9 protein-coding genes and 3 tRNA genes are annotated in these 12,612 nt (G+C 62.1%); 9 read left to right on the top strand and 3 right to left on the bottom strand.

Annotated features, from left to right (window positions below; genetic code table 11):
- Positions 1–122 precede the first annotated feature (122 nt).
- From ACQ5BL_RS21050 to ACQ5BL_RS21010, 9 genes are all read left to right on the top strand, one after another.
- Positions 123–199: transfer RNA gene (locus ACQ5BL_RS21050), tRNA-Arg, on the top strand.
- Between the two features lie 31 nt (positions 200–230).
- Positions 231–306 (top strand) — tRNA-His (locus ACQ5BL_RS21045).
- A gap of 52 nt (positions 307–358) precedes the next feature.
- Positions 359–443: transfer RNA gene (locus tag ACQ5BL_RS21040), tRNA-Leu, on the top strand.
- A 141-nt stretch (positions 444–584) separates the two neighbouring features.
- Complete coding sequence (tig, locus tag ACQ5BL_RS21035) at positions 585–1,895, top strand: trigger factor (protein WP_207888317.1); 1,311 nt, start codon at positions 585–587, stop codon at positions 1,893–1,895.
- A 92-nt stretch (positions 1,896–1,987) separates the two neighbouring features.
- Positions 1,988–2,626 carry an ATP-dependent Clp endopeptidase proteolytic subunit ClpP gene (gene clpP, locus ACQ5BL_RS21030; protein ID WP_041711910.1) on the top strand — a complete coding sequence of 213 codons (639 nt, stop codon included), beginning with the start codon at positions 1,988–1,990 and terminating at the stop codon, positions 2,624–2,626.
- Positions 2,627–2,734: 108 nt separating this feature from the next.
- Positions 2,735–4,015, top strand: coding sequence for an ATP-dependent Clp protease ATP-binding subunit ClpX (clpX, locus tag ACQ5BL_RS21025; RefSeq protein ID WP_207888318.1), 1,281 nt, complete (start codon positions 2,735–2,737; stop codon positions 4,013–4,015).
- 133 nt (positions 4,016–4,148) lie between these two features.
- On the top strand, positions 4,149–6,545 hold the full coding sequence (gene lon / locus ACQ5BL_RS21020; RefSeq protein ID WP_207888319.1) for an endopeptidase La: 2,397 nt from the start codon (positions 4,149–4,151) through the stop codon (positions 6,543–6,545).
- 136 nt (positions 6,546–6,681) lie between these two features.
- The gene (hupB, locus tag ACQ5BL_RS21015; protein ID WP_003087931.1) at positions 6,682–6,954 is read left to right on the top strand and encodes a nucleoid-associated protein HU-beta; all 273 of its coding nucleotides are present in this window, start codon (positions 6,682–6,684) and stop codon (positions 6,952–6,954) included.
- Positions 6,955–7,182: 228 nt separating this feature from the next.
- The gene (locus tag ACQ5BL_RS21010) at positions 7,183–9,069 is read left to right on the top strand and encodes a SurA N-terminal domain-containing protein (protein ID WP_243806949.1); all 1,887 of its coding nucleotides are present in this window, start codon (positions 7,183–7,185) and stop codon (positions 9,067–9,069) included.
- A gap of 89 nt (positions 9,070–9,158) precedes the next feature.
- Here ACQ5BL_RS21010 and fabI read toward each other — a convergent pair whose 3' ends face one another.
- Genes fabI through ACQ5BL_RS20995 form a run of 3 tightly spaced genes read right to left on the bottom strand, consistent with a single transcriptional unit; the run spans position 9,159 to position 12,610 of the window.
- Entirely contained in the window at positions 9,159–9,956 is a 798-nt protein-coding gene (fabI, locus tag ACQ5BL_RS21005; protein WP_243806948.1) for an enoyl-ACP reductase FabI, read from the bottom strand.
- 19 nt (positions 9,957–9,975) lie between these two features.
- Positions 9,976–11,589 (bottom strand): ABC transporter ATP-binding protein, encoded by a 1,614-nt coding sequence (locus tag ACQ5BL_RS21000; RefSeq protein WP_243806947.1) that lies wholly within the window; start codon positions 11,587–11,589, stop codon positions 9,976–9,978.
- A 1-nt stretch (position 11,590) separates the two neighbouring features.
- Positions 11,591–12,610, bottom strand: coding sequence for an ABC transporter permease (locus ACQ5BL_RS20995; protein ID WP_243806946.1), 1,020 nt, complete (start codon positions 12,608–12,610; stop codon positions 11,591–11,593).
- Between the last annotated feature and the right edge of the window lie 2 nt (positions 12,611–12,612).

Raw genomic sequence — 12,612 nt, 5'->3', positions numbered from 1 at the left:
ATGGGCGCATCGATAACATGCGCCCCGCTTGCCGAGCACAGCCTGAAACGAAAGACGAAGGCGGTGCCAACCGATTCAGTGGTTTCACTGAGTCTGCTTAGCAAGGGTTGCCGCCACTTAAAGCGCCCGTAGCTCAGCTGGATAGAGCATCCGCCTTCTAAGCGGATGGTCGCAGGTTCGAGTCCTGCCGGGTGCGCCAAGTGGCGTTCGGTACAAGCAAGTGTAATATGGTGGGCGTAGCTCAGTTGGTAGAGCACAGGATTGTGGCTCCTGGTGTCGTGGGTTCGATTCCCATCGTCCACCCCATATTCCGAAGCGCCAGGCCCAAAGCCTGGCGTTTTCGTTTCTGCGGTTCCCTGCGGACGTGGTGAAATTGGTAGACACGCCGGATTTAGGTTCCGGTGGCGCAAGCTGTGAGAGTTCGAGTCTCTCCGTCCGCACCATTCTTCTCTATTAGCTCTCGCATCCGTGAATTTCCGCAGCTTCCGGTCTTGGTGACTTCTGCATTTCTAGCTACTAGAATGCTTGCCCTTGATTCTGGGAGCCGGAAAGACCGGCTTACGTCTGTGCCACGAGGAATATCCATGCAAGTTTCCGTTGAAAGCACCTCCGCTCTTGAGCGCCGCATGACCGTTGGCGTGCCGGCCGAGCGCATCGAGACCGAAGTCAACAAGCGTCTGCAGCAGACTGCCCGTCGCGCCAAGGTTCCTGGCTTCCGTCCCGGCAAGGTGCCGATGAGCGTCATCCGTCAGCGCTACGAAGCCTCCGCTCGTCAGGAAGCACTGGGTGACCTGATCCAGGAAACCTTCTACGAAGCCGTGGTCGAGCAGAAGCTGAACCCGGCCGGTGCTCCGTCCGTCGAGCCGAAAGTGTTCGAAAAAGAGAAGGGCCTCGAGTACGTCGCTACCTTCGAAGTCTTCCCCGAGTTCCAGGTTGCCGGTTTCGACGGCATCAAGGTCGAGCGCCTGCAGGCCGACGTGGCCGATGCCGATCTCGACAACATGCTGGACATTCTGCGCAAGCAGAACACCCGTTTCGAAGCCGTTGACCGCGCCGCTCAGAACGACGACCAGGTGAACATCGACTTCGTCGGCAAGATCGATGGCGAAGCCTTCGCTGGCGGTTCCGCCAAGGGTACCCTGCTGGTGCTGGGCTCCGGCCGCATGATCCCGGGCTTCGAAGAAGGCCTGGTTGGCGCCAAGGCCGGTGAAGAGCGCGTTCTGAACGTGACCTTCCCCGAGGACTACCAGAACCTGGATCTGGCCGGCAAAGCCGCCGAGTTCGCCGTTACCGTCAACAGCGTCGCCGAGCCGAAGCTGCCGGAACTGAACGAAGAGTTCTTCGCTCTGTTCGGTGTGAAGGAAAGCACTCTGGAAGGTTTCCGCACCGAAGTTCGCAAGAACATGGAGCGTGAACTGCGTCAGGCCATCAAGTCCAAGGTGAAGAACCAGGTGATGGAAGGTCTGGTCGAGACCAACCCGATCGAAGTTCCGAAGGCCCTGATCGTCAACGAAGTCAACCGTCTGCGCGTGCAGGCTGTCCAGCAGTTCGGTGGCAACATCAAGCCCGACCAACTGCCGGCCGAACTGTTCGAAGAGCAGGCCAAGCGCCGCGTCGTGCTGGGCCTGATCGTTGCCGAGCTGGTCAAGCAGCACGAGCTGAAGGCCGACGAAGCCCGCGTTCGCGAGATGATCGAAGAAATGGCTTCCGCCTATCAGGAGCCGGAACAAGTTGTTGCCTGGTACTACAAGAACGACCAGCAACTGAACGAAGTTCGTTCGGTTGTACTGGAAGAACAAGTTGTAGATACTGTCCTGCAGAAGGCCACTGTGACCGACAAGCAGGTATCCTACGAAGAAGCGGTCAAGCCTGCTGAAGCTCCGCAAGCGGCCTGATCCATCGCTTCGTTCGATTGTCACAAGCCAGCCTTCGGGCTGGCTTGTGCGTCTTAGAGACATGATTTTTCATTAGGGAGTGATCGTCGGACATGCATAATCCTTATATGCCGCAAGTTCCGAACATCCAGGCCGCGGGTGGTCTGGTGCCGATGGTGGTGGAGCAGTCCGCCCGCGGTGAGCGTTCCTACGACATCTATTCGCGCCTGCTGAAGGAGCGGATTATCTTCCTGGTCGGCCAGGTCGAGGACTACATGGCCAACCTCGTGGTTGCCCAGCTGCTGTTCCTCGAAGCCGAGAACCCGGACAAGGACATCCATCTCTACATCAACTCCCCGGGTGGCTCCGTGACCGCTGGCATGTCGATCTACGACACCATGCAGTTCATCAAGCCCGATGTGTCCACCATCTGCGTGGGCCAGGCGTGCAGCATGGGTGCCCTGCTGCTGGCCGGCGGTGCCGCTGGCAAGCGCTACTGCCTGCCGCATTCGCGCATGATGATCCACCAGCCGCTGGGCGGCTTCCAGGGCCAGGCCTCGGACATCGAGATCCACGCCAAGGAAATCCTCTTCATCAAGGAGCGCCTGAACCAGGTGCTGGCGCATCACACCGGCCAGCCGCTGGACGTGATCGCCCGCGATACCGACCGTGACCGCTTCATGAGCGGCGAAGAGGCCGTCAGCTACGGCCTGATCGATCAGGTCTTCACTCAGCGTCCTTCCGCCAGCTGAGTTTCTCCGCAATACCGCGGCCGGTAATCCGGCCGCTTCGCGGGCTTGAAAATGCCTGCGAATGCCTTCATCTTGTCCTTCACGTATATCCCCGATTGGAACGATCGAATGACTGACACCCGCAACGGCGAGGACAACGGCAAGCTGCTGTATTGCTCCTTCTGCGGCAAGAGCCAGCACGAAGTGCGCAAGCTGATTGCCGGCCCCTCGGTCTTTATCTGCGACGAGTGCGTCGACCTGTGCAATGACATCATCCGCGAGGAGGTGCAGGAGGCACAGGCCGAGAGCAGTGCGCACAAGCTTCCGGCGCCGAAAGAGATCCGCACCATCCTCGATCAGTACGTGATCGGCCAGGAACGTGCAAAGAAAGTGCTGGCGGTAGCGGTCTATAACCACTACAAGCGTCTGAACCAGCGTGAGCGCAAGGACGACGTCGAACTGGGCAAGAGCAACATCCTGCTGATCGGGCCGACTGGCTCGGGCAAGACCCTGCTCGCCGAGACCCTGGCGCGCCTGCTCAATGTTCCGTTCACCATCGCCGATGCCACCACCCTCACCGAGGCTGGCTACGTGGGCGAGGACGTCGAGAACATCATCCAGAAGCTGCTGCAGAAGTGCGATTACGACGTCGAGAAGGCCCAGATGGGCATCGTCTACATCGACGAAATCGATAAGATCTCGCGCAAGTCCGACAATCCCTCGATCACCCGCGACGTGTCCGGTGAAGGCGTTCAGCAGGCCCTGCTGAAGCTGATCGAAGGCACCGTGGCTTCCGTACCGCCCCAGGGCGGCCGCAAGCACCCGCAGCAGGAGTTCCTGCAGGTCGACACGCGCAACATCCTGTTCATCTGCGGTGGTGCGTTCGCTGGCCTGGAAAAGGTCATCCAGAATCGCTCCACCAAGGGCGGCATCGGTTTCAACGCCGAGGTTCGCAGCCAGGAGGCCGGCAAGAAGGTGGGCGAGGCGCTGCGTGAGGTGGAGCCGGAAGATCTGGTGAAATTCGGCCTGATCCCGGAATTCGTCGGCCGCCTGCCGATCATCGCGACCCTCGACGAGCTGGACGAAGCTGCGCTGATGCAGATTCTGACCGAGCCGAAGAACGCGCTGACCAAGCAGTACGCCAAGCTCTTCGAAATGGAAGGTGTGGACCTCGAGTTCCGTCCGGACGCCCTCAAGGCCGTCGCCCGCAAGGCGCTGGACCGCAAGACCGGCGCCCGCGGCCTGCGTTCCATCCTCGAAGGCATTCTGCTCGACACCATGTACGAGATCCCCTCGCAGACCGAGGTCAGCAAGGTGGTCATCGACGAAAGTGTCATCGATGGCTCGTCCCAGCCGCTGCTGATCTACGAGAACAGCGAGCAGCCGGCCAAGGCTGCACCTGACGCCTGAAACCAGAAGGGGCCCTAGGGCCCCTTTCTTCTTCCCATCTACCGCGCTTGTTTTTTCCCAGTCCTAACCCCATCTTAGGCCGAAGGGTTCAATCCCATCGTTTTGGCCAAGTGCCGCTGTAGAGCCGAATATCATGAAAACACTCGTCGAGTTGCCCCTGCTCCCCCTGCGTGACGTAGTGGTGTATCCGCACATGGTCATCCCGCTTTTCGTCGGGCGTGAGAAATCCATCGAGGCCCTCGAGGCCGCCATGACCGGCGACAAGCAGATCCTGTTGCTGGCGCAGAAGAACCCTGCCGACGACGACCCGGGTGCGGACGGCCTGTACCGCATGGGTACCGTGGCCACCGTCCTGCAGCTGCTGAAGCTGCCCGACGGCACCGTCAAGGTGCTGGTCGAGGGTGAGCAGCGCGGCCAGGTAGAGCGCTTCATCGATGAGGAAGCCTACTGCCGCGCAGAAGTTTCGATCATCGACGAGGTATCCATTGGCGAGCGCGAGTCCGAAGTCTTCACGCGCAGCCTGCTGAGCCAGTTCGAACAGTACGTGCAGCTGGGCAAGAAGGTCCCGGCGGAAGTCCTGTCCTCGCTCAACAGCATCGATGAGCCCGGCCGCCTGGTGGACACCATGGCTGCCCATATGGCGCTGAAGATCGAGCAGAAGCAGGAAATCCTCGAAATCACCGAGCTGTCCGCCCGCGTCGAGCACGTGCTGGCCATGCTGGATGCCGAAATCGACCTGCTGCAGGTCGAGAAGCGCATTCGCGGTCGCGTGAAGAAGCAGATGGAGCGCAGCCAGCGCGAGTACTACCTGAACGAACAGATGAAGGCCATCCAGAAGGAGCTGGGTGACATCGACGAGGGCCACAACGAAGTCGAGGAGCTGAAGAAGCGCATCGACGCCGCCGGCCTGACCAAGGAAGCCATGGCCAAGGCCACTGCCGAGCTGAACAAGCTCAAGCAGATGTCGCCGATGTCCGCCGAGGCCACCGTGGTGCGCTCCTACATCGACTGGCTGGTGAACGTGCCGTGGAAGGGCGAGAGCAAGGTGCGCCACGACCTGGAAAAGGCCGAGGATATCCTCGATGCGGACCACTACGGCCTGGAAGAGGTCAAGGAACGCATCCTCGAATACCTCGCCGTACAGAAACGCGTGAAGAAGCTGAAAGGCCCGGTGCTCTGCCTGGTCGGCCCGCCCGGCGTGGGCAAGACCTCGCTGGCAGAGTCCATTGCCCGGGCGACCAACCGCAAGTTCGTGCGCATGGCCCTGGGCGGCGTGCGTGACGAGGCTGAAATCCGCGGTCACCGTCGTACCTACATCGGCTCCATGCCCGGTCGCCTGATCCAGAAGATGACCAAGGTCGGCGTGCGCAACCCGCTGTTCCTGCTGGATGAGATCGACAAGATGGGCAGCGACATGCGCGGCGACCCCGCCTCGGCGCTGCTGGAGGTTCTCGATCCGGAACAGAATCACAACTTCAACGATCATTATCTTGAAGTCGATTACGACCTGTCCGACGTGATGTTCCTCTGCACGGCGAATTCCATGAACATTCCGGCGGCGCTGCTGGACCGTATGGAAGTGATTCGCCTGCCGGGTTACACCGAGGATGAGAAGGTCAACATCGCTTCGAAATATCTTGTACCGAAACAGACTGCGGCCAATGGTCTCAAGAAGGGCGAGCTGACCTTCGAGGAAGCGGCGATCCGCGACATCATTCGTTACTACACCCGTGAAGCCGGCGTGCGCAGCCTGGAGCGCCAGATCGCCAAGGTCTGCCGCAAGGCGGTGAAGGATGGTGCCAAGGCCAAGCGCATCGATGCCAAGGTGACTCCGGAAACCCTGGAGAACTACCTGGGTGTGCGCAAGTTCCGCTACGGCCTGGCCGAGCAGCAGGACCAGATCGGTCAGGTGACCGGCCTGGCCTGGACCCAGGTGGGCGGCGAACTACTCACCATCGAGTCGGCCATCGTTCCCGGCAAGGGCGCGCTGACCAAGACCGGCTCGCTGGGCGACGTCATGGCCGAATCCATCACCGCCGCGTTGACCGTGGTGCGCAGCCGGGCGAAGAGCCTGGGGATTCCGGCGGACTTCCACGAGAAGCAGGACATCCATATCCACGTGCCGGAAGGCGCTACGCCGAAGGACGGTCCGAGCGCCGGTATCGGCATGTGCACTGCACTGGTCTCTGCCATTACGCAGATTCCGGTAAGGGCCGATGTTGCCATGACCGGTGAAATCACCCTGCGGGGTCAGGTGCTGGCCATTGGCGGGCTGAAGGAAAAACTTCTGGCCGCGCATCGCGGTGGAATCAAGACCGTGATCATTCCCGAGGAAAATGTCCGAGATCTTAGGGAAATTCCGGACAATATTAAGGCTGATCTTGTTATTAAACCGGTTAAATGGATTGACGAGGTCCTGCAAATTGCGCTGCAATACGCCCCGGAGCCCTTGCCCGATGCGGCTCCCGAGATGGTTGCAAAGGATGAGAAACGCGAGTCTGATTCCAAGGAGCGAATCAGCACGCATTAGTTGGGGGGCTTTCTTGACACTGTTTTTGAGCCCTTGTTATAAAGCGGCACTTGCTTTGTCAGTTGGCAAACCAGCACCTGCTTTTGCTTACACCTAACACATAGAAACATACTCAACAGAAATAAGGGGACTTAGAGTGAACAAGTCGGAACTGATCGATGCTATCGCCGCATCTGCTGATATCCCGAAAGCTGTTGCCGGTCGCGCTCTGGACGCGGTGATCGAGTCTGTAACTGGCGCCCTGAAGGCTGGTGACTCCGTCGTACTGGTCGGCTTCGGCACCTTCGCCGTGAAAGAGCGTGCTGCTCGCACCGGTCGCAACCCGCAAACCGGCAAGCCGATCAAGATCGCTGCCGCTAAGATCCCGGGCTTCAAGGCCGGTAAAGCCCTCAAGGATGCTGTAAACTAAGCGTCTTTTTGGACTAGACCTGGATCGGCCCCGCTTCGGTTGGGCCGATCACGGAGCGGCGATCCTACAGGCCCAGGGCTGGTAGGATTCGCTGGGGGTCACGGGCAGATGCCCGCACGCTCCAACAGTTACGAGAAGGCGCATCCTCGGATGCGCCTTTCTTATATCCGCCTTTTTTCCACGCCGCGCCGCCATTGACGGCAGGCCGTGGCCGCGTTCGGGGGCCGCATGCTGCAAAACATCAGGGACAATTCTCAGGGCTGGATCACCAAGACCATCCTGGGGGTGATCGTTGTCCTCATGGCTTTGACCGGGTTCGATCAGATCATTCGCGCAACCCATCACGAGAACGTCGCCGCGCAGGTCAATGGTGACGACATCGGTCTGCCTGAAGTGCAGCAGGCCGTGGACATGCAGCGTCGCCAGCTGATGCAGCGCCTGGGCAAGGACTTCGATGCCTCCATGCTCGACGACAAGCTGCTCAAGGACTCCGCGCTGAAGTCGCTCATCGAGCGCAAGCTGGTCCTGCAGGCCGCCCAGAAGGACAAGTTCGCCTTCTCGCAGCAGGCGCTGGACCAACTGATCCTGCAGACCCCCGAGTTCCAGGTGGACGGCAAGTTCAACGCCGACCGCTTCGACCAGGTCATTCGCCAGATGGGCTATAGCCGCATGCAGTTCCGCCAGATGTTCGGCGAGGAAATGCTGATCGGCCAACTGCGCGCCGGCATCGCCGGTACCGGTTTCGTCACCGATGACGAGCTGAAGGCCTTCGCACGCCTGGAAAAGCAGACCCGTGACTTCGCGACCCTGACTCTCAAGGCCGATCCGTCCAGGAGCAAGGTCGAGGACAGCGAGATCAAGGCGTACTACGACGCCCATAGCAGCGAATTCATGACCCCCGAACAGGTCACCATCGACTATATCGAGCTGAAGAAGTCCGCTTTCTTCTCTCAGGTCGAGGTGAAGAAGGAAGACCTCGATGCCCTGTACCAGAAGGAAATCGCCGGTCTCGCCGAGCAGCGTGACGCCGCGCATATCCTGATCGAGGTGAGCGACAAGCAGAACGACCAGCAGGCCAAGGCCAAGATCGAAGAGATCAAGGCGCGCCTGGCCAAGGGCGAAGACTTCGCCAAGCTGGCCAAGGAGCTTTCCAACGACGTTGGCTCCGCTGCCAATGGCGGCGACTTGGGCTATGCCGGTCGTGGCGTGTATGACCCGGCCTTCGAAGAGGCGCTCTATGCGCTGAAGAAGGACGAGGTTTCCGCTCCGGTGAAAACCCCCTACGGCTGGCACCTGATCAAGCTGCTGGGCGTCGAGGCACCGGATGTTCCGACCTTCGAGAGTCTGAAGCCGAAGCTGGAGCAGGAAGTGAAGACCCAGCTGGTCGAGCAGCGCTTCGTCGATGCCACCAAGCAGCTGGAAAGTGCCGCCTACGAGGCGTCCGATCTGTCCCAGCCGGCCCAGGACATGGGGCTGAAGGTACAGACCAGCAAGCCGTTCGGTCGCGAAGGCGGCGAGGGCGTGACTGCGAACCGCCAGGTCATCCAGTCGGCATTCAGCCCCGAGGTGCTGGAAGATGGCGCCAACAGCGGCGCGATCGAACTGGACCCGGACACCGTGGTTGTTCTGCGGGTCAAGGAGCATAAGAAGCCTGAGCAGGAAACCCTGGAGCAGGTGAGCGCAACCATCCGTACTCGTCTGCAGCAGGAGCATGCCGCTACCGATGCCAAGGCCCGTGGTGAAGCACTGCTCGCCAGCCTGCGCGATGGCAAGACCCCGCTGAACGCGGATCAGGAAGGCCAGAGCTGGAAGGTGGTGGAAGCCGCCTCCCGTAGCCAGGAAGGCGTCGAGCCGGTCGTGCTGCAAGGCGTGTTCCGCATGGCGCATCCGGCGTCGGCCGACAAGCCGAGCCTGTCCGGCGTGGCCCTGCCCAACGGCGACTTCGTGCTGGTGCGCCTCTCCGGCGTCAGCGAGCCCGAAGCCAAGATGACCGACGAAGAGAAGGCCATGTACCAGCGCTTCCTCGCGTCGCGCAGTGGCCAGGAAGACTTCGCTGCCTTCCGCCGTCAGTTGCAGGAGCAGGCGAAGATCGAGAAATTCGACAACGCCAAGTAATGGCTGACCCGGACTGCTCCCGGCAGTCCGGAATCGGAAAAGAAAAAAGGCCGCACATGCGGCCTTTTTTCATGGGCGGGCGAAAGGAATCACTCGTCTTCCAGCGGCCCCATGGCGGTGGTATTGAAGCCGCCATCGACGTAGAGGATTTCGCCGCTGATGCCACTGGCCAGGTCGGAGCAGAGGAAGGCGCCGGCGTTGCCGACTTCCTCGATGGTCACGTTGCGGCGTAGCGGCGTCTGCCGTTCGTTGGCGGCGAGCATCTTGCGGAAGCTCTTGATGCCCGAGGCGGCCAGGGTGCGGATGGGGCCGGCGGACACGGCGTTGACCCGCGTGCCCTCCGGGCCGAGGCTGCCGGCCAGGTAGCGCACGCCAGCTTCCAGGCTGGCCTTGGCCATGCCCATCACGTTGTAGTTGGGCATGGTGCGTTCGGCACCGAGGTAGGAGAGGGTCAGCAGGCTGCCGTTACGGCCCTTCATCATGGCGCGGCCGGCCTTGGCCAGGGCGATGAAGCTGTAGGCGCTGATGTCGTGGGCGATCCTGAAGCCATCGCGGGTGGTGACTTCGGTGAAGTCGCCATCGAGCTGGTCGCCCGGTGCGAAGCCTACGGAGTGGACGATGATGTCCAGGCCGTCCCAGTGCTTGCCCAGTTCGGTGAATACCGCCTCGATGTCGGCATCATTGACGACGTCGCAGGGGAAGCACAGTTCGGCGCGGGAGCCCCAGCCGGCGGCGAATTCCTCGACACGGCCCTTGAGCTTGTCGTTCTGGTAGGTGAAAGCCAGTTCCGCGCCTTCGCGGTGCATCGCGGCGGCGATGCCGGAGGCGATGGAGAGTTTGCTGGCAACGCCGACGATCAGCGCGCGTTTACCGGTCAGAAATCCCACGGGTATTCCTCTCCCTGCTTCAGTGAGCTTGCGCCGGAACCATGAAGGCGGCTTCCAGCAGTTGTTGCGTGTAGGCGTGCTGCGGCGCGGAGAACACCTGTTCTGCCGAGCCCTGTTCGACCACCTTGCCGTGGCGGATCACCATCAGCTGGTGGCTCAACGCCTTGACTACCGCCAGGTCATGGCTGATGAACAGGTAGGTCAGGTTGTACTTGGCCTGCAGGCGGCGGAGCAGTTCCACCACCTGGCGCTGCACGGTTCGGTCGAGTGCCGAGGTCGGCTCGTCCAGCAGGATCAGCGCCGGCTTGAGCACCAGGGCCCGGGCGATGGCGATGCGCTGCCGTTGGCCACCGGAGAACTCGTGGGGATAGCGATGGCGGGTGTCCGGGTCGAGACCGACTTCCTTCAGCGCATCGATGATCGCCTGCTCGCGCTCTTCGGGCGTGCCGATGCCGTGGATCTCCAGGCCTTCGCCAACGATCTGGCCCACGGACATGCGTGGGCTGAGGCTGCCGAAGGGGTCCTGGAAGACCACCTGCATTTCGCGGCGCAAGGGCCGCACCTGGCTCTGGTTCATGCCCTCGATGTCATTGCCTTCGAAGCGGATACCGCCCTGGCTGTTGATCAGGCGCAGGATGGCCAGGCCGAGGGTGGACTTGCCCGAGCCGCTCTCGCCGACGATGCCCAGGGTCTGCCCACGGGGCAGGCTGAAGTCGATGCCGTCCACCGCCTTGACGTGGTCCACGGTGCGGCGGAACACGCCTTTCTTGATCGGGAACCAGACCCGCAGGTCGTTCACGTTGAGCAGTGGCGGGCCGGGCGGGTTGTCGGCCGGATTGCCGCTGGGCTCCGCGCCCAGCAGTTCGCGGGTGTAGGGATGCTGCGGCGACTCGAACAGGGTCTCGCAAGGCGCCTGCTCGACGATGCAGCCGTGCTGCATGACACACACGCGGTGGGCGATGCGCCGCACCAGGTTGAGGTCGTGGGTGATCAGCAGCAGTGCCATGCCCAGGCGTTGCTGCAGGTCGCGCAGCAGGTCGAGGATCTTCAGCTGGACGGTGACGTCCAGCGCGGTGGTCGGCTCGTCGGCGATCAGCAGTTCCGGCTCGCAGGCCAGTGCCATGGCGATCATCACCCGCTGCCGCTGGCCGCCGGAGAGCTCGTGGGGATAGGCCTTCAGGCGGCTGGCCGGGTTGGGGATGCCGACCAGGTCGAGCAGCTCCAGGGTGCGCGCCCGCGCCTGTGGGGTGTTCATGCCCTTGTGCAGGGCCAGGACTTCGCCGATCTGCTTCTCGATGGTGTGCAGCGGGTTCAGCGAGGTCATGGGCTCCTGGAAGACCATGGCGATGCGGTTGCCGCGAATGCCGCGCAGCTTGCTCTCGGGCAGCTTCAGCAGGTCCTTGCCGGCGTAGTGGATGCTGCCCGAGGGATGGCTGGCCGTGGGGTAGGGCAGCAGGCGCAGGATGGAGTGGGCGCTGACCGATTTGCCGGAGCCGCTTTCGCCCACCAGCGCCAGGGTTTCGCCCTTGCGGATGTCGAAGCTGATCTTCTCCACCGCATGGACCGTCTCGTTGCCGCAAAGGAAGTCCACCGAGAGGTCGCGGACTTCGATGAGGTTTTCGCTGTGGGTCATCTCACTTCCTCGGGTCGAAGGCATCACGGGCGGCTTCGCCGATGAACACCAGCAGGCTGAGCATCACCGCCAGCACCACGAAGGCGCTGATACCGAGCCAGGGCGCCTGCAGGTTGGACTTGCCCTGGGCCACCAGTTCGCCCAGCGAGGGGGCCCCGGCGGGCAGGCCGAAGCCGAGGAAGTCCAGCGAGGTCAGGGTGCCGATGGCGCCGGTGAGAATGAACGGCATGAAGGTCAGGGTGGAAATCATCGCGTTGGGCAGGATGTGGCGGAACATGATCGCCCCGTTGCGCATCCCCAGCGCCCGCGCGGCGCGCACGTATTCCAGGTTGCGGCCGCGGAGGAATTCTGCACGCACCACGTCCACCAGGCTCATCCAGGAGAACAGCAGCATGATTCCCAGCAGCCACCAGAAGCCCGGCTGCACGAAGCTGGCGAGGATGATCAACAGGTAGAGCACCGGCAGGCCCGACCAGATTTCCAGGAAGCGCTGGCCTAACAGGTCGGTCCAACCGCCGTAGAAGCCCTGCAGCGCGCCCACGACGACGCCGATGAGCGAGCTGAGTACGGTGAGGGTCAGGGCGAACAGCACCGAGATGCGGAAGCCGTAGATCACCCTGGCGAACACGTCGCGCGCCTGGTCGTCGGTGCCCAGCCAGTTCTCGCGGGTGGGCGGGGAGGGGGCGGGGACGCGCAGGTCGTAGTTGATGGTGTCGTAGCTGTACGCGATCGGTGGCCAGAGGATCCAGCCTCCCTTTTGCGCGATCTGCTCGCGCATGTAGGGGCTCTTGTAGTTCGCCTCCATGGGGAACTCGCCGCCGAAGGCGGTTTCCGGGTAGCGCTTGACCACCGGGAAGTACCAGTTGCCGTCGTAGCGGATGGCCAGCGGCTTGTCGTTGGCGATCAGCTCGGCGCCCAGGCTTGCGACGAACAGCACGAGGAACAGCCAGAGCGACCACCAGCCGCGCTTGTTGGCCTTGAAGCGCGCCCAGCGGCGCTGATTGATGGGAGACAGGCGCATCG

This window comes from Pseudomonas sp. B1-22 (assembly GCF_050474425.1).
Taxonomy (GTDB): Bacteria; Pseudomonadota; Gammaproteobacteria; order Pseudomonadales; family Pseudomonadaceae; genus Pseudomonas.
This window is presented reverse-complemented; position numbering and strand designations above follow the sequence as displayed.

Excerpts from the sequence above, each read along its gene's own strand:
- ACQ5BL_RS20995 (WP_243806946.1), bottom strand. The coding sequence starts at position 12,610 with ATGCGCCTGTCTCCCATCAATCAGCGCCGCTGGGCGCGCTTCAAGGCC.
- tig (WP_207888317.1), top strand. The coding sequence starts at position 585 with ATGCAAGTTTCCGTTGAAAGCACCTCCGCTCTTGAGCGCCGCATGACC.
- clpX (WP_207888318.1), top strand. The coding sequence starts at position 2,735 with ATGACTGACACCCGCAACGGCGAGGACAACGGCAAGCTGCTGTATTGC.
- ACQ5BL_RS21000 (WP_243806947.1), bottom strand. The coding sequence starts at position 11,589 with ATGACCCACAGCGAAAACCTCATCGAAGTCCGCGACCTCTCGGTGGAC.
- ACQ5BL_RS21010 (WP_243806949.1), top strand. The coding sequence starts at position 7,183 with ATGCTGCAAAACATCAGGGACAATTCTCAGGGCTGGATCACCAAGACC.
- clpP (WP_041711910.1), top strand. The coding sequence starts at position 1,988 with ATGCATAATCCTTATATGCCGCAAGTTCCGAACATCCAGGCCGCGGGT.
- lon (WP_207888319.1), top strand. The coding sequence starts at position 4,149 with ATGAAAACACTCGTCGAGTTGCCCCTGCTCCCCCTGCGTGACGTAGTG.